This window comes from Vicinamibacteria bacterium (genome assembly GCA_035620555.1).
In the GTDB taxonomy this organism is placed as follows: Bacteria; Acidobacteriota; Vicinamibacteria; order Marinacidobacterales; family SMYC01; genus DASPGQ01.
Genome location: DASPGQ010000351.1, coordinates 1 through 22,847 on the forward strand (window position 1 = coordinate 1; position 22,847 = coordinate 22,847).

Consider the following 22,847-nt stretch of genomic DNA (forward strand, 5'->3'; position numbering starts at 1 on the left):
GGTAGCACCGGCCTTCGTGTTACCCGCCTCGGGCTCGGTGGCGCGCCGTTGGGCGGGCTCTTCGAGAGCGTTTCCGACGGCGATGCCGGGGAGACAGTGCGAGCCGCCTACGACGCCGGGGTTCGCACGTTCGACACCGCTCCTTTCTACGGGCACGGCCTGGGCGAGATGCGTCTCGGTCGCGAGCTGAAACGCTACCCACGCGAAAGCTTCGTGCTGTCCAGCAAGGTGGGCCGTGTGCTCATGCCCGCCGTCGACGGCGACCTCGAGGATCACAAATACCGCGACGTGCTGCCGATGAATCCGATCTTCGATTTCAGCCAGAGCGGGATCCACCGCTCGTTCGAATCGAGCCTGGTGCGGCTCGGCGTCGAGCGCATCGACATCCTCCACCTTCATGACCCTGACCATCATTTCGAGCAGGCTCTCGACGTGGCCTATCCCGCTCTTGCCGAGCTCCGCGACGCCGGTCGTATTCGGGCCCTGGGCGTGGGAATGAACCAGTGGGAAATGCTCTACGACTTCGCGCAGCGGGCAGAATTCGATTGCTTCCTTCTGGCCGGCCGGTACACGTTGCTCGACCAGAGCGCGCTCCACACCTTTTTGCCGGAATGCGAGCGACGAGGAATCTCCGTACTTCTCGGAGGGCCCTACAACAGTGGGATCCTGGCGACGGGGAGCTCCGGCAACGGCCACTATGACTACGAAGACGTACCGTCCACGATCCTGGAGAAAGTGAAGCGTCTCGAAAGCGTGGCCGCACGGCACGCCGTTCCGCTCAAGGCGGCTGCTCTCCAGTTTCCCGCGGCACATCCCGCCATCGTTTGCGTGCTCGCCGGTGCTCGAAGCGCGTCCGAAGTGGAAGAGAACGCGAATATGATGTCCCATCCGATTCCGGAAAGTTTCTGGATGGAGCTCCGGGAGCGGGGGCTCATTGCTCCGAACGCGCCCGTGCCACGAACGTAGGAGTTATTCAAATCAGGTCAAGGGATCGTGCCTGGCAACATCAATCGTTGACCGAAGGAGAGCGTCATGGTTCGTTCGTTCGCCGCTACCATCGCCGTAGCTCTGGTCTCCTGTGGGTCCGAACCCACCCCGGAGCCGGAGGGGCCGTTCGACTCCGGCCTCCTGGGCCGCTGGGACGTCACCGTGGGGGGAGAGGACAGCTATCCCCTGTGGTTCGAGGTCGAGGAGACCGGCGGCCGGCTCGCGGGACGCCTTCAGGGCCGTTTCGGCCACGCGCTCCCGATGGAGGACGTCCAGGCAATGGGAGCCCATCTCATGTGGAACGTCGAGGGCACGAGCTATCACTCCAACCTGGAAGGGGAACAAATCCGCGGAGCGCTGACAACCGCGGAGGGAGAGAATCGCGACTGGATTGCGGTGCGCGCGCCAATGCTTCCGGCGCCGGTGGAGCCGGAATGGGGCGAGCCGATCGAGTTGTTCAATGGCGTCGACCTCTCCGGGTGGAGGCCGCGCCACCCCGAGGCGTCCAACTTCTGGCGCGCCGAAGACGGCGTGCTCGTCAACGACGATGCCGGAACCGACCTCGTAACCGAGTCGAGCTTCGAGGATTTCCGACTGCACATCGAGGTCCAGGTTCCCGCGGGAAGCAACAGCGGCATCTACCTTCGGGGACGTTACGAGGTCCAGGTGCAGGACGATCACGGGAAGGAGCCGCACGCCCTCCACATGGGGGGAATCTACGGGCAGGTCACTCCGACGTCGAACGCCGCCCTTCCCCCGGGCGAATGGCAGACTTTCGACATCACGCTTCTCGGGCGCTGGGTAACGGTCGTCTTGAACGGAGAGACCGTCGTCGACAACCAGGAGATACCCGGTATCACCGGTGGGGCGCTCGACTCGAAGGAGTCAGAGCCGGGCCCGATCTTCCTCCAGGGCGACCACGGACGAATTCTCTATAGAAATATGGTGCTGACACCGGCGCTCTAGGCCTTCATCTTCTCGGCGGCGAAATCCCAGCTTACGGGCTCCTCGCGCTTCAAGGAAGCATTGATCAGGTGGGCCACCGAAGCGGCACGGTGGCCGGTGAGCGCGTCCTGAACGGAAGGCTTTCGCGAGCGCACTGAATCGATGAAATGAGCGAGGTGAACGACGGTGGCGTTTCGTCCCCATTCATCCCAGGTCTGCTGCGACGACTTCATCTCGGGCGTCCAGGTCTCGGGCGTCTCCCGCGCCTGAACGTCCGGATCCTCGTAAAACGCCTCGGCCAGCTCTTGTTTCCAGGACTCCACCACCCAGCGGTTGTCCTCGTAGAGGTTTTCCGGCGTGTAGACGAGCGAGCCTCCGCGGAAGGCGATTGCGCCTTCGGTCCCGAGGATCTCGAACCCCGACTCGCGGCTCGACTGGTTGTTGAACGTCGAGGAGAGGTTGACGGTGAAGCCCTCGGGGTAGACGAGTATCGCGTTCACCGTGTCGGGCACGTCACGTGATTCCTTCCATCGATAGAGCTGTCCCGACGCCATGATGGTCTCCGGCATCTTCGCGCTCATGACGAAGTGGATGGTCGTCACCAGGTGCACGAACAGGTCGGTGGCGATGCCGCCGGAGTAATCCCAGTAGCACCGCCACCGAAAGAATCGCTCCAGGCTGAACGGGTGTTTAGGCGCCGGGCCGAGAAACCTCTCCCAGTCGACGGTGCGCTCCGATGCGTCCGGAGGAATGGGATAGATCCAGGCGCCGCCCGCGGTGTTGCGATTGTAAGAGGCCCGGATGAGCGTAACCTGTCCGAGGGCACCCGACTGGATCAGCTCCTTCGCCTTGATCTGCGTGGCGGAGCTCATGCCTTGGCTTCCAACCTGAAAGATGCGATCGGACATCTTGGCGGCGGCGATGACCTCGAGGCCCTCGTCGACGTCGTACGTCATGGGTTTCTCGATGTAGACGTCTTTCCCCGCGGCCAGAGCGTCGAGCGACATCTGGCGATGCCAGTGGTCGGGCGAGCCGATGAATACCGCCTGGATGTCACTCCGATCGAGGATCTCTCGGTAGTCGGCATGGATGCGTGAGGCACTCCCGGCAATCTCCTTCGCTCGCTCGGCTCTCCCCTGGTAAGCGTCACAGACGGCGGCGAGCTCGACTCCGGGAATCTCGAGCGCCGACCGCATGAGCTCCTGGGCACGAGCTCCCGAGCCGAGAACTCCCACACGAATGCGATCCGGCGCCGCCTGCCTGGCGAATGCGCTGGGCACGAGGCTGGTGGCCGCGGCGGCGAGCGCGCTCGTCTTGAGGAATTCACGACGTCTCATGGTTCCATCTCCTCGATTGACTCCTGGTCGGCGGAGTGTTACTGGAGTGTTCCAGAATGTCAACTCAGGAGAGACGCTACGACGTCGCGGTCGTGGGCTCGGGTGCCGGCGGTGGAATGGTCGCCAAGGTGCTGACCGAAGCGGGAGCTGAAGTGGTGCTGCTCGAAGCGGGACCCATGTGGGACACCGCAAGAGACTCGGCCATGCTCAAGTTCTCGTACGAATCGCCGAGGCGTGGCGCCAAGACGCCCGAGCGGCAATTCGGGGAGTTCGACGCCGGACTCGGGGGTTGGTCACTCGATGGTGAGCCCTACACGGTTGCCGACGGCAGCCTGTTCGACTGGTTTCGCGTTCGCATGCTCGGTGGACGGACGAACCACTGGGGACGCATCTCACTGCGCTTCGGTCCTCGTGACTTCAAGCCGAGAAGTCACGACGGGCTCGGCGACGACTGGCCGATCGATTACGCCGACATCGCGCCCTACTACGATGCGATCGATCGGCTCATCGGGATCTATGGAACGAACGAAGGCCTTCCCAACGATCCCGATGGAATCTTTCAGCCCCCACCGGAGCCGAGATGCTACGAGCGGTGGGTCAAGACGGCGTGCGACGATCTCGGCATTACCTGCATCCCCTCACGGATGTCGATTCTCACCCGCCCCCTCAACGGAAGGCCGGCCTGCCACTACTGCGGCCAGTGCGGCCGAGGCTGCGCCGCGCATTCGAACTTCTCGTCGCCCACGGTGCTCCTCCCGCCGGCCCTGGCGACGGGGCGTCTGACGCTGGTCGCGAACGCGATGGCGCGCGAAGTCACTACCGACGGACGCGGGCTCGCGACGGGGGTCTCTTACGTCGACAAGACCGATGGAAACGATCGACAGGTTGCCGCCGACATCGTCGTCCTCGCCGCAAGCGCCTGCGAATCCGCACGGCTGCTCCTGAACTCTCGTTCGGCCCTGTTTCCCGATGGGCTGGCGAACTCGAGCGGAGTCGTCGGCAAGTACTTGATGGACAGCACGGGAACGGATGCTGCCGGTTACTTTCCCCGACTCGCGAACGGGCCTCCGCACAACGAGGACGGCGCCGGGGACCACCTGTACATGCCCTGGTGGCTCGACAACCGGCGGCTCGACTTCCCTCGGGGCTATCACATCGAGCTCTGGGGCGGCCGGCGGATGCCACGATTCGGATTTCTCGACGGCATCGAGAAAACCCCGTTCGGAGGCGGCTACGGAAAACCACTCAAGGAAGCTTATCGAGCTCGGTACGGAGCGACCGTGGGTTTCTCCGGCCGGGGCGAGATGGTGCCAAACGCCCGCTCTTATTGCGAAATCGATCCCGAAGCGGTGGACCGATGGGGAATACCCGTCCTCAAGTTCCATTTCGAGTGGAGCGAGAACGAGTTGCTTCAAGTCAAACACATGCACGAGACGTTCCACAGGATCATCGAGCACCTTGGCGGAACTCCTCTTACGCCGATGCCGACCCGAGAAGAGGACTTCGGCATTCTCCCCGGCGGCCGGATCATTCACGAGGTCGGTGTTACCCGTATGGGAGCCTCTCCCCGAACCTCCGTGCTCAACGCCTTCTGCCAGGCGCATGACGTGAAGAACCTCTTCGTCGCCGACGGGGGGCCTTTTGTCAGCAATCCCAACAAGAACCCGACGTGGACGATCCTCGCACTGGCCCTGCGAACCGGAGAGTACATCGCGGAAGAACGGAGGAAAGGAAACCTTTGATCGATCGAAGAGAAGCTCTCGCCCTGCTGGCGTCGGTGCCGACGGCGGCCGCTTTTTCGATCACGGCGCGCGAAGTCGAGAGCGCTCACCGGGCCGTCCAGAAAGCCGCGGGCGGCTACGCGCCCACATTCTTCGACCGTCACGAGTACGAGACGGTTCGTCTCCTCGTGGATCTCCTCATCCCCGGTGACGAGCGCTCGGGAAGCGCCACCGACGCCGGCGTTCCCGAGTTCATCGACTTCATGATGACCGACGAGCCCGAGCGCCAGATCGCCATGAGGGGCGGGCTGGCGTGGCTCGACAACGAGTGCCGCGACCGTTTCGGCACCTCGTTCGTCGAGGCATCCGCCGTGGAACGCACGTCGCTTCTCGACGAGATCGCGTGGCCCGAGCGTGCCTCGCCCGGGCTTTCACACGGAGTCGGGTTCTTCAACGCCTTTCGGGATCTCACCGCTACCGGTTTCTTTACCAGCAAAATGGGGATGGAGGATCTCGACTATCGCGGCAATGTCTATGTCACCGAATGGACCGGCTGCCCTCCCGAAGCGCTGAGGAAACTCGGCCTGGATCCTTAGCGGGCCTTCTCGCACATCAGCGCGAGCGTGTTCCCTTCCGAATCCTCGAAGGGCGCTATCCACAGCTCGTACTCGTCGGTACGATGCACCACCGCGGGCTCACGGGTGAAGCTCACTCCGCGACCGGAGAGTTCCCGATAGGCAACCTGCACGTCGGGCACCCGGTAATAGATGACGGACGCCGGATGGTCGTGCTCTGTCTCCCCGGGAACGGCGAGCATGAGGCGCACGCCCCCGCAGGAAAAGAAGCCCAGCTGCGGTGGGGCCTGAAAGAGAAACTTCATGCCCAGCTTGTCGCGGTAGAATGCAACCGCACGGTCGATATCCTTCGCGGTCACCGCGATTTGGCCGATTTCGGAGAGCGTTGTCATGGGATTCCTCCGTATGATAATTAGCTTAGCTAAGTAAATATACGATGGCCAAGAGTCGACGTCAAGAGGCATTCGAGCTCTCCGATCGCCTGCATTCCGCGGCCATCCACCTTCTTCGAAAGCTGCGCGTCGAGGACGAGGCTTCCGGTCTCTCGGCGCCTCGGGCCTCGGCCCTTTCGGTGATCGTCTTCGGAGGTCCGGTCACGATGAGCGAGCTGGCCCGGGCCGAACAGGTGAGTCCTCCCACGATCTCGCGACTGGTTAAAGAGCTCGAGCGCGACGGACTCGTCAGGCGGAGGACCGATGCCGACGACGAGAGGATCCAGAGGGTCGAGGCGACGAGCGAAGGACGATCCCTCCTGGTGAAGGGACGGCAGCGGCGCGTCAGGAAGCTCTCCTCGGAGATCGAGAGGCTATCGCCCGAAGAACGAGAACGCCTAAAGGAATCCATCCCCATCATCGAGCGCCTGGCGCTTCCGGAACGCCACCCTCGGGTCATCCGATCGGCGCGGGCGGCGAGACCGCGTAGTCGTTAGCCGCGGGAATTCGCGGAGCGCAAAGGTAGAGTAGACTATGGCTTTCATGCGACAACCTCGAAGAGAAGTGGTCGTCACCGGCGCCGGCGTGCTCTGCCACTTTGGTGACGATCTGGAAACGATCTGTGCCGACCTCCGGGCCGGACGCAACACGCCGTTTCGAACATACGACGAAGCGGTTCGCCATGGTGCCCGGTGCAAGCTCATCGGGGTCTACCCGAACGATCTCGATCCCGCGGAGCTGGGAGCTTCCAAACAGCAGTCCCGCTTCATGGGCCGGGCTTCTCTGATGGCCCTTCATGCGGCGAGAAACGCCCTGGATCGAGCCCGGGTCGACCCGAAAGCGTTTGCCGTCGTGGTCGGAAGCGGTGCTGGCGACGTGGCGAGCCATCAGCAGATCTCGGAAACGCTCGACTCGTCGGGTATGAGACGCGTGTCGGCCACGATCATCCCCAAGCTCATGGCCTCCACCGTATCCGCGAACCTGGTAAACGTCTTGCGGACGACGGGACCGTCCTTCACCGCCTCCGCCGCCTGCGCCGGGGGTCCTTACAACATGATTCTGGCGGCTATTCTCATCGAAAAAGGAATCGTGGACGGCGCCATCGCCGGAGGTGTCGAAGTGGCCGACCCTCATTTTTTCGCGGGGTTCGATTCGATGCGTGCTTACAACGGCAGCGACAACGACCACCCCGAACGAGCATCGCGACCCTACGCGAAAGATCGTGCTGGTTTCATATTCTCCGAGGGCGCGGGGATCCTGGTGCTCGAAGCCCTGGAAGTCGCGGAGAAGCGTGGCGCCAACGTGCTGGGTGTCCTGCGAGGCTATGGGATGTCTTCTGATGGTGTTGGGGAAATGGTAGCCCCATCTCCCGAAGGCGCCGAAGCCGCCATGCGCCGAGCCATCGAGGATGCGAGAGTCACGGCGGACGAAATCGATTACGTCAATACCCACGGGACGTCGACACCGCTCGGCGACGTTTCCGAGGTTCGGGCCATGCGCCGTGTGTTCGGTGAACGGCACGTCCTCTACTCATCCACCAAGGGCTACACCGGCCATCCCGTGTCCGCCGCCGGCGCCATCGAGGCCATCTTCACCCTGGAGATGCTTCGCGGCGGCTGGATTGCGCCCGCGGTCAACGCACGCCCGCTCGATCCGGAGATAGAAGACTATCCGCCCGTTCTCGAATCAACCGACGCTTCCGTCCGCCGCGCCCTGTCGAACTCGTTCGGCTTCGGAGGCACGAACGCGTGCCTGATCCTGGAGGCGGCCTAGAATCTAGCCGGGAAGCGAAAGGGTTCCCTGCATCATCGCGACGCAGGAACCTCCGATCCACGCGCCGGTAATGCCGCCGTCTCTTTTCTCGGCCTCGGCCTCGAGGACGCTCGGACGCCCCATCTCGACTCCCTGGACGATGGTCTTGGTCAGTTTGAGATCGGGTTCCGATTCGAGACTCGCGAGAAGCCCGATGAGGGCGACGTTCGCGCTGCCGGTTGCCGGATCCTCGAAGACACCCTGCAGGGGCGCGAACATTCGGCAGCGGATGTCGGCGTCGGGCCGGTCCACCGATACATACAGGAGTACTCCGATCGCTCGTTCGGAGGGGAGCTCTTTCGCGAAAACGTCCGTCCGAGGCGTCGCGACCGCGAGAGCCTCGAGCGACTTGAGCTCCGCCATGACGAACGGGATGCCGCTCGAGACTACCAAAGGAGGGTGGTTTCTTGTCTCGAAGACATCGACCGGGAGCGAACAGGCCTCGCCCACGAGCTTCGAGGGAATCTCTTCGCCGCGCTGCGGTATTCGAGGCGCTCGAAGACGGGCCCCCGTCACCGCGGACCCTTTGGTCAGGAGGTCGACTTCGACGAGCCCGACCTTCTCTTCGAACAGCAGGCGCTCCCGCGGGGCGCGGGCCGTCGATTCTCCCCTGGAAGCCAAGACGAATGCCGTACCGATGTTGGGATGGCCCGCGAAAGGAAGCTCGTGCCGCGGGGTGAAGATTCGGACTTCGGCGGTATGCGACGAATCCTGGGGCGGCAGAACGAACGTCGTTTCCGCCAGATTGAACTCGCCGGCGATACGCTGCATCGTCTGCTGGTCCAACCCCTCGGACTCCAGCACCACCGCAAGCGGATTACCGCCAAAGGGTGTTTTGGTGAAGACATCGACGGTCATGAATGGCAGGTCCACGAGCTCTTCCCTCCAGGGGACAGGCTAGCGCACCGATGCGCCAAACCGTTGATGTCACAGGACAACTCGAGCGGCAGCCCTAGCAGGCTGATGAAAAAGTGCAGTCCAGCCTGCGCGAGCGGAGCGAGCCCGGCGCGCTTGCCGCGCCGTAAGCATCCCGAGCCGTGGCGGCACGATCGATTACGGGTCCCGCCACGGCATTGAGTACTCTAGTGCCTCGCCTTGCCCGCCACTGGCTCGGACTTCTGCTCCTGGAGGCTCTTGGTGATCCGGCTCGCCAGCGCTCGCTCCTCACGTAGCTCGCGCGTCGCCGCTTCCGCTCGCTGGAGGGCGAAGTCGAGTCGAGCGATCTTTCCCGAGACATGATCGACGACGGTGCGATGCTCCTTGAGGTTCTCTAGATTGGCGTCGATGTCCGAAAGGACGTGAGTGAGATGAGCCATCTTCGCCTGGGCTTGATCGATGCCGGCTCGCTTCGTCTCGAGATCCGCGTACTTGTCGCCCAGAGCGGACGTCTCGCGTAAGAGCCGATCGACTTGCTCCTTCGTCTCGATGATCTCTCGCCGCGCCTCGAGCACCGCCATGGCGTCATTTCGTGTCTTCTCCGTGGCTTCGAACAGGACGCTCACCTGCTGGCGCAGGTGCTCGACCGACCTTTGACGCTCGTCTACCTCCGCGATCTTTCCATCGAGATCGTGCATGAGTGACTCGAGCTCCGCGAGCCGCTTCTCGTGCTGAGACATCCTGGCTTCCGAGGCCTCCAGATTCGCTCGCTTGCCCTCGAGGTCCGACGCGAGCGCTTGAAGATGGGAGAGCTGCTCACGAACGTCTTTGGCGCGCTCCTCGAGCGTTCTCTGTTCCTCTTCGACGCGATGTACCCCTTCGAGCCACTCGCGGCGTCCGCCGTTCAGAGTCTCGAGCTCCTGGCCCAACAGCCCCACGCGATCGCCGTGCTGATCGACCGAGCGGGAAAGGCCTTCGAGCTTGACCGCGAGCTCGGCGGCCCGGCGCTCCCTGTCCCCCATGGCTTGCTCGATGGGCTCGAGGCTCGCAAGTTTTCCTTGAAAGATGTCGACCCGGGTTGCGAGGGCAACCATCCGTTCTTCGATCTCGGGTAGGGCTTTGTTCTCCTTCAGAGACCGGAACAGGTCCTGCATGTCCCGGCTTCGGGACGAAAGGCCGTCCAGGGCCGCGTTCATCGCCTCGAGCTCCGCCTTCCGAGCCAGTTGACCGTCGATTCTCTGGTCGACCTCCTGGCTGAGCTCGAAGAGACGGTTCAGCCTTGATTCGACGTTCTCCACGAAGCAAGCGCGCGGCAGAAGATCGTCGATGCGTTGCTGAATCGAGCTCGCCAGGTGATCGAGCACCCCGAGTCGTTCCTGTACGACCTCCACCGTCTGAAGTCGCGGCACCATCTCGCGGATCGTGCTCTCGGTCGTAAGGCTCGTCTGACGGAACGTGTCCAGCAATTTGTGAGCTCTTTCGATCTCGTCGCGGCTCTCCCGGAGTTTCTCCAGATCGTTCCGAATCTCGACGCGCGCTTCGGTAATCTCGGCGATCTTCGCGCTGGTCTCGGCAACCATGGCTTCCTTCGCCGCCACCGTCTCGACCTTGGCCGCTACCCGATGGGCGAGCTCCATCATCGCGTCCAATCGGGTTTCGAACTCCCGGATCGCCTCGACCTTCGACGCGACGCTCTCGACGTCGTTCCGGCGCTGGTCCAAACGGGATTGCAGCTCCGCGGAAAGCTGGAGCGCCCCCCGGAGCTCCTGGTCCTTCTCCGCCAGAGCCTTCATGTGGTCTTCGATTCTTTCGAGCGAATCGTGAACCTCGATCGCACGACGATTGATGATCTCTACTTCCTCTTTCAGCAGGGCGGCACTATCGAGTCGCTGTTGTAGTTGCGACAAGGCCTCCGAGATCTCTTCTTTCAATCTCTCGCTGGTGTCGACGAACCGAGACTTCTGCTCCGAGGCGGATTCGATGTCGGACGCGAGCTCGCGCTGCAGCTCCTGAAAACGCTCGACGTTGCCCTCGATTTCCCGAATCCATTGGCTCTCTTCGTTGATCTTCTTTATCTTCCGGTCGACTTCCCAGACGAGCTCGTTGACCTGGTTGAGCTGCAGAGTGACGCGATCCACGAGCTCCTTGGTACCGCCCAGGGTGCGAAGCTTCTGGTTGACGTGCTGGGCGAGGCCGTTCAGCGCTTTGAGCTGCTCTTGTGTCTTCTGAGCGAGCGCCGGGGAGTTGTCGAGACTCTGTACCATTTGCTCCGCGTGCCGACTGATCTCGTCGGCGCGATCCAGCTGCTGCTTGACCGATCGCGCTTTGTCTTCGATGATTCCCGATTCCTGCCGGACGGCGGTCACGGTGTCCCGGAGACGCTCGTAGTCGTCGCGGATGAGACCGAACTGCGAGTCGAGCGCTTCCAGACTTTCCTTCATGCGCTCGAGCTCTTCGGTTCGATGTTGGATCTCCTTCGAGTGTCCTTCGAAACTCTGGAGCTTGCGATCGACTTCCGCGCTCGACGCGAGGAGCCGATCGATGCTCTCACGAGCCTGGGAAATCTCGTCGGTTCGCGTTTCGATCTGACGTATTCGCTCGTGCGCCGACTTCACGAACTCCACCAGGCTTCCGATACGACCCTCGAGCGCCGTCGCCGCCTCGGCCGCTTCGTGCACCGAGGCAAGTCGTTCTTCGAATGCCGATATCGATCCGTCCGCCTCCGACAGCCGTTCTCCCATTGCCCACAGCGACTCACGAATCTGCTTTTCCGAGTAGAGGTCGCGCTGGGCCTGGTCGATTAGCTTGGCGAGGCGACTCGACTCTTGGTGGGCGATGGCGACGATCTCGCGGAGCTCCTCGGAAGACGGTTTCGCCCCGGGCTCGCGGTTCAAGAGCCTTTCGAAAATGGTGGACATGAACGGACTCCTCTTTGAGATTTGTCGAAGGGGACGCAACAGCCGTGCCAAGCGTTGCGGCGTGAAAGCCTCGTCGGCTCAACCTTTTGCGTCGCTCGGTCCATCCCGAATGGGGGCGAGTGCCCACGGTTCGTGGGGTATTCCCCCGATCGCTCCTCCGGGCTTTCGTCCGCGGCGACGCGGCCCATCGCGAATCGGCTCGCGAAATCACTCGGCGATTCGAATCCGCTCGACTTGCTCGCTCGGGATCCAGCCGTTGAGGCCGTTTGCCAGCTCGACCTGGAGCCACGATTCCCGCTGGGACAAGACCCTGACCTTGAGACCTTCGTGGATCTCCGCGAGACGCGGGCTCGCCTCTCCTGGCCCGCTCCGAACGTATGCGTTTTCGGTGAGGACTATGGCGTCATGACGTGAGGCCTCGGCATCGAGCTTTGCCAAAAGACTCGTACCCGAAGCCAAAGCCGCGGCCACGGAGACGCCGAGGGCGATTTGCATCGGAGTTCGAAGCGCCGGCCAGCGTTGGGATAGGAGGAACGTGACGGCGCTCCCCCCTACGAGGAACGCGAGGCTCAGGATACGCGCCAAGGTGCTCGGCCTCAGCCGCTCGTACCAATCCACCGCCCACCTTATTAAGAGTGGAAGCGGCGGGGGCTCGACGGATTCGGCGACCAGTTCGTTCGCGAACGCCAGATTGGCGCGAACGTCCGGATCTCCGGGAAGCAGCTCGCGAGCGCGCTCGTAGTTGAGAACCGCGCGACCGAGACGACCTGCCTTGAAATACGCGTTGCCGAGATTGTAATAGAGAGTGCCATCCTCGATTCCCTGAGCCCTCATCGCCTCGTAGGCCTCGATCGCCTCATCGTAGTGCTGCTCCTGGTACAGCGCTTCGGCTCTCAGAAACGCCTCCCGCGGAGATTCGAAGGGGACCTGAAGGAGAAGCCACAAAGCGACAGGCATCATCCGAGTTGCCTTACCAGGGAGACGAGGAGGGCTTCGGCGCGCTCGCGGAGAGCGGACATTTCTTCGCGGGTTCTCTTCCCCGGGCTGAACCGCGCCTCCTCGCATTTTTCGAGCACGGAAAGAAACTCTCTCCTCGCTTCTTCCGGCACGTTCCGAGCTTCGAGGAGCTCGTCGATACTCGAGGATGTCAGCCCCGATGGGCTGAGCGACAGCTTGTCCCCGACGTAGCGGTAGAGGGCGGCCGCGATCTCCTCGTAGAAGTCCCGAGAAGCGACATCGGCGAGCCCAGCCGCTTTCTTGAGACGCTTTCTCGCGGTACGGTGCGCCGCGCGGCTCCGAAAGACGTCAGAATGAAGACGTCGCTTTTCTCTTCCACGAAGATAGGCGACGAAAGCGAGGTTCCAGAGCACGGGAAGAGCGAGGCTCCAGTAGAAGAACGCGCTCTGGTGGAATGGTCGATTCGAAGCGCCCAACTGATCCGGCGGATCCTTGAGGTAGCGGATGTCCTGCCGCAAAACGGTCACCTCGCCGCGCGGAGGGGAGATCGCGTCGGCTCCCGCGCCGATACCGCCGCCCTCGACCACGAGCTGCAGAGGGCCGACGGAAGCGGTGACGTACTTCTTCTGCTCCGGATCGAAGTATTGAAAGCTCCAGGGTCCCAGCTCCTTGACGCCGCCCGACTCGGGGACGAGCACATACTCCCAGGTCTTGCTGCCGGCGAGTCCCGTCGCACCCGCCACGGTCTGCTCGTCGGTCTTGGGATCGAAGGCTCGAAAACCCGAAAGCTCGGGAAGGACGGGGGCATCCATCGAACGAAGATTCCCCTTGCCCTCCACGGAGACGGTGAGGGTAACGGGCTGTCCCGCGGGAACGTTCTCCTTGTTGAGTTTGGCATTCAGCTCGTACTCGCCGACCGCCCCGGTAAAATCACGCGTTCGTCCCGCCTCGGGAAGCGGCGCGACGTCGATGGTTACCGGCGACGACCGTACGGTCACCGGGGCGGATGCTCGCGAGAAGAACGCATCGAAGGGATCGTTGGACGTCAGGCGGAAGGCCATCGACAGCGTTATGGGAGGAATGGTGAGCGTGCCGGTCGTGGTAGGAAAGACCACCCTCCGCTTGATGGGAAAAACGACGTAGGGCTTTCCGTCGATCATGCGCCGTTCGGCGTTCGATTCGGCCTCGGGATCGACCTCCTCCACCCAGAAGCCTTCGAGCGGGGGATCGTCGTCGAGCTCCGGTCCGAGCGGAACGTAACGGCTGAACAGCCGATAGGTTACGACCACCTGCTCTCCGAGGAAAGCGGAGCGCTTCGAAGCCTCGGTCCGGACGAAGACATCCCCTTCATCGACCTGCGGCGAATCGCGACGGCGGCCGAACGGCGAGATCGAATCGAACGGGTCGAGCGAACGACCTCGCGAGCGTCCGGAGACGAGCGAGCCGGCCACGACTTCGACCTCGATGGGATCGGTCTCGTACCTCTCCCCGCCGACTTCGACGCCGACGGCGCCGATGACGAACTTCCCTTCTTTCTGCGGAAGCAGCTGATAGATGTACGAGCGCGTCGAGGACATCTGCCCGTTCACGATCTGAAACTGGCTCGAGGTCGAGCGGCCGGCAACACGGAATTGAGGTAGCTCGGGAAGGACCGGCTCGGCCGACGGTTCCCCACCTGAAATCGACACGGTCAGCTGGAGCGCGTCCTCGACGCCGATTCGCCCGGCGTTCACCGTTGCTCCGACGGTTACCTGCTGGGCGAGAAGGATCGCGAGAGCAGAAAGCATGGCCCTACCAGTATCTCCCCTTCCCTTTCGCCGCCGCCTTCTGCTTCTGCTGGAGCTCGAGCTGCTGGGACCGCTCCATCTGGGCGAGCGCCTGCAGGATCTGCTCCGCCTGCTCCGGACTCATCTCCATCGGGGTGGGTGGCGCGTTGGACTGGTCGTCTCCTCTCTCCTGGGTCTCGGGAGCCGGCTGATTCTGATTCTCCTCCCCTCGATCCTGCGGATCGTCCGGGGAGTCCTGGTCGCGACTCGGCTGCTCGTCTTCCCCCGTTCGGTCCTGCTGCTGTTGCGGGTCCGGCTGCGGTTGCTGTTGCTGGTTCAACTTCTGAAGCGCCAGCTCGAGATTCTGTCGGGCCTCGACGTCGCTCGGATCGATTTGGAGTGCGCTCTTGTAGGCGTCGACTGCCTCCTGCCACTCTTGAGCCTTGTAGTGTACGTTTCCGATGTTGTAATGGGCGCGCCGTTTGAGCTCGTCGCCCGCCTGCAGCACGGTTCGATACTCTTCGATCGCTTTGTCGGTATCCTCCTTGCGATAGTGGACGTTACCGATGTTGTAGTGGAGCTCGGGCGCCTCGGGATGATCGACTTGCGCCTTCGTATAACTCGCCAGGGCATCGTCGAGCTTGCCTTCACGGTAGAGCTCGTTCCCCTCGCGCGTGGCCGTCTCTTCCGTGGATCCGAGCAACTGGGTCACGACCAGAGCCGACAGCCACAATCTCATGACGTCCGGCTCACACGCTTTTCCCGAGGCACGAGTGTCTCGGTGATGAGGAAAACGAGGGCCAGGGCGAGCGGCCAATAGAAGCGTTCCTGAAACCTCCGAAACAGTTGCGACTCGAGCTCCTCACCCTCCATGCCCGTCACCAGGGTCGAGATTTCCTCGATCTCCCGGTCACGCTCGGAAATGCGAAAGTACTTCCCTCCGGTCAAAAGCGCCACCCGCCCAAGCGTTTCTTCGTCGAGACGGCTGAGAACCGGCTGACCCTCGGGGTCGCGAACGTAGTCGGTGACGTTGCCGCGCTCGTCGCGGACGGGAATGGGCTCACCACCGGGTGTCCCGACCCCGACCGTGTGGATGGTGATGTCGTCGTCTCTCGCTTTCTCGGCGAGGGCCACCGCGTCCCCGCTCTGCTGCTCGCCGTCCGTGAGCAGCACGACGACTTTATAGCGCGAGCCCTCGGCAACGAATCCGCGCATGGCCGCCTCGAGGGCGGCGACGATGTTCGTGCCCGGCTCCGGTACGATCCCGGTGGTGACCGTGTCGAGAAAGATTCGGGCGGCACCGTAGTCGAAGGTGAGCGGGCATTGGACGAACGCGGTGCCAGAAAAAACGATGAGCCCGATGCGGTTGCCCTGCAGACGCTCCATCAGCTCCGAGGCGATATAGCGCGCCCGTTCCATCCGCGAGGGGGCGACATCGGGCGCATCCATGCTGAACGACGTGTCGAGGACGAGAAATATGTCGACCCCGTGGGCTACGACTTCTTCCGTGCCGCGGCCCCATTGCGGCCGGGCCATGGCGATCACGAGAAAGAAGAGGCCCGACAGCAACAGCGTGGGCTTCCATCGGTCCCGGGCCGGGCTCACCCGCAGCGAAAGCTTCTCGACGAGCGTTTCGTCGCCGAGCACCGCCTTGAATCGGTTGCGGCGCTTCGACGTCCAGATGAAGAACGCGAGAAGCACGGGAATGAGAAAGAGGAGATAGAAGGCCTGGGGCGATGCGAACTGCATCAGGGGAACCTCGAGAATCGGGTGCGGGCCAAGAGCGCCTCGAGCAGGAGAAATCCCAGCGCGGCCACCATGAATCGAGGGGCGAGCTCGGTGTAGCGAACGTATTGGACCTGCTCGATCTCGGTCCGCTCCAAAGTGTCGATCTCTTCATATACCGAGCGAAGCGATTCGGCATCCCGTGCGCGGAAGAATCGCCCCTCGGTCAAATCTGCGATCTGCTCCAGGGTCTGCTCGTCGATGGGGATCTCGACGTTGCGATAAACGGTGCCGTACAGCGGGTCGCGGAACGGAAACGGCACGAGTCCCCCTTTGCCCACACCGACGGTATAGACCTTGATGCCGAACGTCTTTGCCAGACGCGCCGCGGTGATGGGGTCGACCTCCCCCGCGGTGTTCTCACCGTCGGTGAGCAGAATCATCAGGCGACTCTTGGCGTCGGAAGCCTTCAATCGGTTGACGCCGGAAGCGATCGCGTTTCCGATCGCCGTGCCATCGGGAATGCTTCCGATCTCGACGCCTTCCAGATGCGTCAGCAGGATGTCGTGGTCGAGGGTGAGCGGTGTCTTCGTGAGAGCATGACGGGCGAAGACGATCATGCCCAGGCGGTCGTTGTCGCGGCGCGAGATGAAGTCGGAAACGACCTCCTTCGCGACCAGCAAGCGGTTGTTCGGCCGAAAATCCTCGGCGAGCATGCTCGAGGAGACGTCGATCACCAGCATGATGTCGACGCCTTCGGCACGGATCTCCTCGCCGGCAACCCCCCGCTGAGGCCTGGCGAGGGCCACCACGAGCAGTGCGAGCGCGCACAGCCGGAGGGCAAAGGGGAGCCAGTGGAGCCGGACGGCCAGGGAAGGTTCGAGCCGTCGGAGCATCGAGGTTTCCGAGTACCGCAGTGCCGGCTCGCCTCCCGATCTCCGCAGGAACCACACGATGAGAAGGGGAACGAGGCCCAGTCCGAGCAGCAGCCAGGGATGAGCGAGCCGGCTCACGCAATCGCCTCCTCGTGCGCCGATGGACGTGTCTCGGCGACGAAACGCTCGGCGAGAGCGAAACATCCGCGCGCGTTATCGGCTCCGAGCATCAGCTTCGCGAACTTCACCAGGTCCGACTGTTCCAGAATAGCGCGGAGGTCGGCATGACCGTTTCCCAGATCGGCCAGTATCTCCGAAGTCGTCCGCTCGAGATAGGGCACTTCGAACCGCCTGCCCGCATAACGTTTCATGATCTCGGCAAGTTCCGAGTAGAACGCGAGAATCTCCCCTTTCTCGATGAGCTCCTTGTCGGCGAGGCGCCTCAGCGCTGCCTCCGCCTCCACATCCGCTGGAGGGGGAGGATCCGGCGCCGGGGCCTTGGCCAAGGGAGCTTTACGGAGCTTCGCCATAACGACATAGGCGATCCCCGCTGCCAGCAACGCAACGAGCGGCCATAGAAGGCGATAATCCCTTGGAACCGAGAGACCCACGGGATCCTTGATGTCGTGGATTTCGGTGACGTCGGGTGTCAGTGAAGTCGAAAGCCGCACGGGGATCTCTTCGGTGACGAGCTCTCGAACTTCCTCGTTCTCGTCTCGGTAGTGAAGCCGCAGGGCGGGAATCGTAAGCTCGCCGGGGAGACGGTAGGCCGCAAGCCGATAAGAGAGCCGCGTCTCGAACGGCGACACGTCTTCCGTTGTGTGCTCCAAAACCTCGAAAGGGTCGAAATCGGCGGCGAGAGGAGGCTGGTAGTGGCCCCCAGGGGGATGGGTAATCGTCAAGGTCAGGGTGAAGTCCTGGCCTACTTGAACCTCGTTCCCGTCGGTGGCCGCACTCACCGACCACTCGACCGGCCCTTCGGGCGGGAGCTCGGGCGAGGGTGCCTCCCGGCAGCCACTCGCGACGACGAGCGCGCAAACGAGTATCCTCCTCATCGCCGCAGCCGCTTCGCCCTCATTTGAAAGAAACGCATGAGCGGCAGATCGTAGGGCACGTCGGTGTGGATCTCGATGACGTCGATACCCATTCCCTTGAGCTCTTCCCGCTGCCGGTCGCGCCGCTCGGCGATCCAACCGCGATAGGTCTCCATCGCTTTGCCATCCGAGGTATCGAGAAGAAGTCTTCGGTTCGACTCGGCGTCCTCGAGCACGACGAGCCCGATCGGTGGCAGCAACGCTTCGCGGGGATCGGCGATGACCACCGAGATCAGATCGTGTTTCCTCGCGGCGACGCGCAGAGGCTTGTCGAAGCCCGAGTCGAGATAGTCGGACAGCAGAAAGACGACCGCGCGCTTGCGGGTGATGCGGTTCAGGTACTCACAGGCCCGAGCGATATTGGTACCGCTTCCCCGGGGCTCGAAATAGAGGAGATCGCGGATCACTCGCAGTACGTGGGCCCTCCCCTTACGTGCGGGCACGTACATCTCGACGTCGTCGGTGAATACGATCGCGCCCACGCGGTCGTTGTTCTTGATGGCGCTGAAGGCCAGCAGCGCACCCATTTCCGCGGCAACCTCCCGCTTGAACCGCGATCTCGTTCCGAAATCCGCCGAGCCGCTGGCGTCGAGCACCAGAAGTACGGTGAGCTCTCTCTCCTCGGTGAACTTCTTGACGTGAATCGTTCCGGTGCGCGAGGTCACGTTCCAGTCGATGGTGCGGATGTCGTCTCCCATCTGGTACTCGCGCACCTCGGAAAACTCCATGCCGCGGCCCTTGAAGATGCTGTGGTACTCGCCAGCGAGCGCATCGGTAACCAGGCGCCGAGTCTGGATCTCGATGCGACGGACCTTCTCGAGAACCTCACGAGGAAGCATGACCGACCAAAGCAGGAAGGCTAGGGCACCTCCACGGTGTCGAAGATGCGGCGAATGATCTCTTCCGGCTCGACGTTTTCCGCCTCCGCCTCGTAGGAGAGGATGATGCGGTGGCGCAAGACGTCGGGGCCGACCGACTTCACATCCTCGGGTGTGACGTAGCCTCGCGAACGAATGAAGGCATGTGCCCGCGCCGCCTGGGCGAGATAGAGCGTCGCCCGCGGCGAGGCCCCGAACTCGACCAGCGGCCCGATGTCGAGACCGAGCTCGGCCGGCTCTCTCGTAGCAAAGACGACCGACAAGATGTATTCCTTGATGCGCTCGTCCATGTAGACCTCTTCGACGACTTTTCGCGCTCGCAGAACGTCATCGGCTTCGACCACACGAGCCGCGCGCGGCTGGTCCTCTCTCGACATGCGCTCGAGTATCTCGCGCTCTTCCTTCCGGTTGGGATACTGGAGCTTGAGCTTCAGCATGAACCGGTCGATCTGAGCCTCGGGAAGAGGATAGGTGCCTTCCTGCTCGATGGGATTCTGCGTTGCCAGCACGACGAAGGGCTCGGAAAGCGCGTAGGTCGTATCCCCGATCGTCACCTGGCGCTCCTGCATCGCTTCGAGGAGCGCGCTCTGCACCTTGGCCGGCGCACGATTGATCTCGTCGGCGAGGAGGAAATTGGTGAATATCGGTCCTTTCTTGGGGACAAATACGCTTTCCTTCTGATTGTAGATGAGGGTCCCGACGAGGTCGGCGGGGAGCAGATCGGGCGTGAACTGAATGCGCTGGAACTGCGCGTGGATCGCGTCGGCCAAGCTTCGTACCGCGAGCGTCTTCGCGAGACCGGGAACGCCTTCGAGCAGGACGTGTCCGCGACTCAAGACTCCGATGAGCATGCGGTCGAGCATGTCCTTCTGTCCCACGATGACCTTGGAGAGCTCGGACAGGAGCGTTTGGACGAAGGCGCTTTCCGCCTTGACCCGCTCGTTGATCGCGTCGATTCCCGTCTCCATGGCGCCGCCAAATTATAGCAATTGACGAAACACGGACCATGGGAGTATGTTCGGTAACAATGAGGCCTCTTCGTCAGGCCGGAAAGGATTCGACTCATGAAGGACGTTCTCCGCACCGCCCTCTCGGTGCTCCTGCTCGCGACACCCGCCATCGCCGCGGAATCGGGCTCTAACCTCGGCGCGATCGACTTCCCCAACTCGGGTGCCGCCGAGGCGCAAGACGCCTTCCTGCGAGGGGTAGCCGCTCTGCACAGCTTCTGGTACGAGGAGGCGGCCGAGGCTTTCCAGAACGCACAGGAGATCGATCCGGCTTTCGCCCTGGCTTACTGGGGCGAGGCCATGACCTACAATCATCCCCTCTGGTCCGAGCAAGACATCGCCTCGGCGCGTTCGGTGCTCAGGCGTCTCGGCGAAACGCGGACGGAACGAATGGACAAAGCGCCGACCGAGCGCGAGCGCCTGTATCTCGAAGCGGTGGAAGAGCTGTACGGTGAGGGAGACAAGCTCGACCGCGACCGCGCCTACGAAAAAGCGATGGCGCGGCTGCACCAGAAATTTCCCGAGGACACCGAGGCCGCGGCCTTTCACGCCCTTTCCCTTCTGGGGCTCGTTCGGCCAGGAGAGCATGGCTTCTTTCGCCAGATGAAGGCGGGCGCCATCGTGCTCGATATTTTCCAGAAGCATCCCGATCATCCAGGGGCAGCCCACTACGTCATCCACTCGTTCGACGATCCCGAGCACGCTCCGCTGGCGCTACCGGCTGCCGATCGCTACGCCGAGATCGCGCCCGAGGCCCATCACGCCCTCCACATGCCGTCTCACATTTTCGTCCAGCACGGCATGTGGGACCGGGTCGCCCAGTCCAACCTCGAGTCGTACAACGCCTCGGCGAAATGGGTCGAGAGCAAGGGCCTTTCGATCGAGAAGCGTGATTACCACAGCCTGCAGTGGCGTGCCTACGCGAATCTCCAGCGCGGGGTCTGGGACGACGTCCTCGACGCGGTGAAGATCGTCGAAGACGCGGCGAAGCAGACGCAATCGACCCGGCTCGAGCGAATCCGCTCGTCGATGGAAGCCACCTACCTCATCGAGACCGGCCGTTTCGGCTCCGTCGCGCTGCCCGAGGGGGACGACGATACCAGTCGATACAGCTCGACCGCCAACATGATTCTGGCGGCGGGTATGGGGGCGGCGCAGGCCAAGGACGCGGAACGTACCGCCGAAGCCGCGACCCGCATGGCGAAGCTACGCGCCGAGGCCGAAGGCCGGAGCGACGATTACGCCGCGAAGAACTACGCGATCATGGAGCACGAGCTCTCCGGCCTCGCCGCCATGGTGCGGGGCGATACCGACGCGGCCCTTTCCCATCTCGCCAAGGCGGCCTCGATCGAAGAGGAGCAGGATCCGCCCTCGGGGCCGGCCTATCCCCTCAAGCCGTCGCACGAGCTCTATGGCGAGCTCCTCGCCAAGGCGGGGCGGCACCAGGACGCCGTCCGGGAATTTCAGACGAGCCTGCAGAGGATGCCCAACCGCACGGCCTCGCTTCTCGGCCTCGCGCGCTCGTCCACGCAATTGAAAGACCAGGAAACGGCGACGCGATGCTACGAGATGCTCGAGACGTTCCTACGTGACGCCGATCCCGATGTTCCTTTCCTCGAGGAGGTACGCGGTTTTCAGGCAACCACTGAAGATCGCTGATCGCGTCGCGCGCGGGAGGAGGGTGCCGTGCCCGTGAGATATCGAATTGGGGTGGCATTTCTTGCGCTGGCCGCTGGCGCTTTTGCCCAGCAGACCGACCGCGCCGCGAGGGAGATGGTGAGCGGGGCAACGCACTTCTTGTCGGCGCTCACCGACGAGCAGCTCTCCCTGGCGAAGCTGCCCTTTGCCGGCGAGGAGCGTACCAACTGGCACTACATCCCGCGCGACAGGAAGGGCGTTCCCTACAAGGTCATGACTCCGGCGCAGCGAAAGCTCGCCGACTCGCTTCTCGCGAGCGGTCTCAGTCACGGCGGCATGCGGAAAGCGCTCGAGATCATGTATCTCGATCAGATCCTGTTCGAGAGGGAGCGGCGCGACATCCGCGATCCCGAAGCGTATTACTTCACCGTTTTCGGCGAGCCATCGGCATCGGGAACGTGGGGCTTTCGCGTCGAAGGGCACCACCTGTCGCTCAATTTCAGTCTTCGCGACGGCGAGGTCGCATCCTCGTCACCGGCGTTCATGGGAGCGAACCCCGCCATCGTTCCCGAGGGCTCGCACAAGGGCATGCGGGTTCTCGCCGAGGAAGAGGTCCTCGGCCGTGCGCTCCACGACACCTTGGCCGATCGCCGCGTCCTCATCGACGTCGAAGCGCCGCGCGACATCGTGACCGAAGCGTCGCGACGGGCCGAGATCGGCGAGCCCAAGGGCGTTGCTTACGCCGACATGACTCCCGAGCAAAAGGAAGCCATGCTCCAGCTCATCCGGCTCTACGCCTACAGAATGCGACCCGATCTCGCCGAGCGCGAGCTGTCACGCATCGCCGACCGAGGGCTCGATGCGATTCATTTCGCCTGGGCGGGTGGCGCGGAGCCTGGCGAGCCTCACTACTACCGCATTCACGGACCGACTTTCCTCGTCGAGTACGACAACACCCAGAACGACGCGAATCACATCCATACCGTCTGGCGCGATCTGGAAGGGGATTTCGGGGGTGTGGATCCTTTGACGGATCACTATGCCCGAAGCCCCCATCATCGCCATCTTCACGTCTCAGTGGGCGCCGAACCGTCCACTCCAGATGACAGGCACACGGAGCCCACGCGCCGTTAATCGACGATTCTGCTTACAGTTACAACCCCTACCCGTCTGGCACGAAGGCTGCTAAGTCTCCGTCTCGTGGAGGAAAACATGAGCGGAAACACCAAATGGCTGCTTCTTGCTTCCCTGATTGCCGTGGTCGGGCTCGGCTGCGCGCAGAAAACCGTCAACGACGTCCTCGCC

Annotated in this window: 20 protein-coding genes; 8 read left to right on the top strand and 12 right to left on the bottom strand. The window is 62.9% G+C overall.

The genetic code is table 11. From position 1 onward, the window contains the following. Together VEK15_14295 and VEK15_14300 are read left to right on the top strand one after the other, a co-directional pair. The coding region (locus tag VEK15_14295) for an aldo/keto reductase (protein ID HXV61863.1) at positions 1-966 on the top strand (966 nt) is incomplete at its 5' end. A 66-nt stretch (positions 967-1,032) separates the two neighbouring features. Further along, entirely contained in the window at positions 1,033-1,953 is a 921-nt protein-coding gene (locus VEK15_14300) for a DUF1080 domain-containing protein (GenBank protein ID HXV61864.1), read from the top strand. Here the strand turns inward: VEK15_14300 and VEK15_14305 are convergent. Beyond that, positions 1,950-3,269: a Gfo/Idh/MocA family oxidoreductase gene (locus VEK15_14305; GenBank protein HXV61865.1), complete on the bottom strand. Its 1,320-nt coding sequence runs from the start codon at positions 3,267-3,269 to the stop codon at positions 1,950-1,952. The two genes, VEK15_14300 and VEK15_14305, sit on opposite strands and share 4 nt — an antisense overlap. A 56-nt stretch (positions 3,270-3,325) precedes the next feature. Between VEK15_14305 and VEK15_14310 the strand changes: the two genes are divergently transcribed. Together VEK15_14310 and VEK15_14315 are read left to right on the top strand one after the other, a co-directional pair. Continuing rightward, positions 3,326-5,011 (top strand): GMC family oxidoreductase, encoded by a 1,686-nt coding sequence (locus tag VEK15_14310; GenBank protein HXV61866.1) that lies wholly within the window; start codon positions 3,326-3,328, stop codon positions 5,009-5,011. After that, the gene (locus VEK15_14315) at positions 5,008-5,586 is read left to right on the top strand and encodes a gluconate 2-dehydrogenase subunit 3 family protein (GenBank protein ID HXV61867.1); all 579 of its coding nucleotides are present in this window, start codon (positions 5,008-5,010) and stop codon (positions 5,584-5,586) included. Before VEK15_14310 ends, VEK15_14315 begins: the two co-directional genes overlap by 4 nt. Here VEK15_14315 and VEK15_14320 read toward each other — a convergent pair. Continuing rightward, entirely contained in the window at positions 5,583-5,957 is a 375-nt protein-coding gene (locus VEK15_14320; protein ID HXV61868.1) for a VOC family protein, read from the bottom strand. The two genes, VEK15_14315 and VEK15_14320, sit on opposite strands and share 4 nt — an antisense overlap. 44 nt (positions 5,958-6,001) lie before the next feature. Between VEK15_14320 and VEK15_14325 the strand changes: the two genes are divergently transcribed. Together VEK15_14325 and VEK15_14330 are read left to right on the top strand one after the other, a co-directional pair. Continuing rightward, positions 6,002-6,493 carry a MarR family transcriptional regulator gene (locus tag VEK15_14325; protein HXV61869.1) on the top strand — a complete coding sequence of 164 codons (492 nt, stop codon included), beginning with the start codon at positions 6,002-6,004 and terminating at the stop codon, positions 6,491-6,493. Between the two features lie 37 nt (positions 6,494-6,530). After that, a complete protein-coding gene (locus VEK15_14330; protein ID HXV61870.1) occupies positions 6,531-7,769 on the top strand; it encodes a beta-ketoacyl-[acyl-carrier-protein] synthase family protein in 1,239 nt (412 codons plus the stop codon). Positions 7,770-7,772: 3 nt separating this feature from the next. On the opposite strand, the gene VEK15_14335 is transcribed toward VEK15_14330, so the two are convergent. The 10 genes from VEK15_14335 to VEK15_14380 all read right to left on the bottom strand — a co-directional run bounded on the left by VEK15_14335 (position 7,773) and on the right by VEK15_14380 (position 19,865). Next, positions 7,773-8,681, bottom strand: a complete 909-nt coding sequence (locus tag VEK15_14335; protein ID HXV61871.1) for a PhzF family phenazine biosynthesis protein — start codon at positions 8,679-8,681, stop codon at positions 7,773-7,775. 209 nt (positions 8,682-8,890) lie between these two features. Further along, positions 8,891-11,602 carry a hypothetical protein gene (locus VEK15_14340; GenBank protein HXV61872.1) on the bottom strand — a complete coding sequence of 904 codons (2,712 nt, stop codon included), beginning with the start codon at positions 11,600-11,602 and terminating at the stop codon, positions 8,891-8,893. Between the two features lie 207 nt (positions 11,603-11,809). Further along, positions 11,810-12,562 (bottom strand): tetratricopeptide repeat protein, encoded by a 753-nt coding sequence (locus VEK15_14345; GenBank protein HXV61873.1) that lies wholly within the window; start codon positions 12,560-12,562, stop codon positions 11,810-11,812. Continuing rightward, entirely contained in the window at positions 12,559-14,346 is a 1,788-nt protein-coding gene (locus tag VEK15_14350) for a BatD family protein (GenBank protein ID HXV61874.1), read from the bottom strand. The genes VEK15_14345 and VEK15_14350 overlap by 4 nt, the downstream gene beginning before the upstream one ends. 4 nt (positions 14,347-14,350) lie before the next feature. Further along, on the bottom strand, positions 14,351-15,064 hold the full coding sequence (locus tag VEK15_14355) for a tetratricopeptide repeat protein (GenBank protein HXV61875.1): 714 nt from the start codon (positions 15,062-15,064) through the stop codon (positions 14,351-14,353). Continuing rightward, the gene (locus VEK15_14360) at positions 15,061-16,074 is read right to left on the bottom strand and encodes a VWA domain-containing protein (GenBank protein ID HXV61876.1); all 1,014 of its coding nucleotides are present in this window, start codon (positions 16,072-16,074) and stop codon (positions 15,061-15,063) included. Before VEK15_14360 ends, VEK15_14355 begins: the two co-directional genes overlap by 4 nt. Continuing rightward, a complete protein-coding gene (locus VEK15_14365; GenBank protein ID HXV61877.1) occupies positions 16,074-17,063 on the bottom strand; it encodes a VWA domain-containing protein in 990 nt (329 codons plus the stop codon). Before VEK15_14365 ends, VEK15_14360 begins: the two co-directional genes overlap by 1 nt. Continuing rightward, a complete protein-coding gene (locus VEK15_14370) occupies positions 17,060-17,980 on the bottom strand; it encodes a hypothetical protein (protein ID HXV61878.1) in 921 nt (306 codons plus the stop codon). Before VEK15_14370 ends, VEK15_14365 begins: the two co-directional genes overlap by 4 nt. After that, on the bottom strand, positions 17,977-18,858 hold the full coding sequence (locus VEK15_14375; GenBank protein ID HXV61879.1) for a DUF58 domain-containing protein: 882 nt from the start codon (positions 18,856-18,858) through the stop codon (positions 17,977-17,979). The genes VEK15_14370 and VEK15_14375 overlap by 4 nt, the downstream gene beginning before the upstream one ends. A 20-nt stretch (positions 18,859-18,878) precedes the next feature. After that, positions 18,879-19,865, bottom strand: a complete 987-nt coding sequence (locus tag VEK15_14380; GenBank protein HXV61880.1) for a MoxR family ATPase — start codon at positions 19,863-19,865, stop codon at positions 18,879-18,881. Positions 19,866-19,961: 96 nt separating this feature from the next. Here VEK15_14380 and VEK15_14385 point away from each other — a divergent pair, with 96 nt between their 5' ends. Together VEK15_14385 and VEK15_14390 are read left to right on the top strand one after the other, a co-directional pair. Next, a complete protein-coding gene (locus VEK15_14385) occupies positions 19,962-21,563 on the top strand; it encodes a hypothetical protein (GenBank protein ID HXV61881.1) in 1,602 nt (533 codons plus the stop codon). Between the two features lie 33 nt (positions 21,564-21,596). Then, positions 21,597-22,676: a DUF3500 domain-containing protein gene (locus tag VEK15_14390; protein ID HXV61882.1), complete on the top strand. Its 1,080-nt coding sequence runs from the start codon at positions 21,597-21,599 to the stop codon at positions 22,674-22,676. The last annotated feature ends 171 nt before the right edge of the window (positions 22,677-22,847 follow it).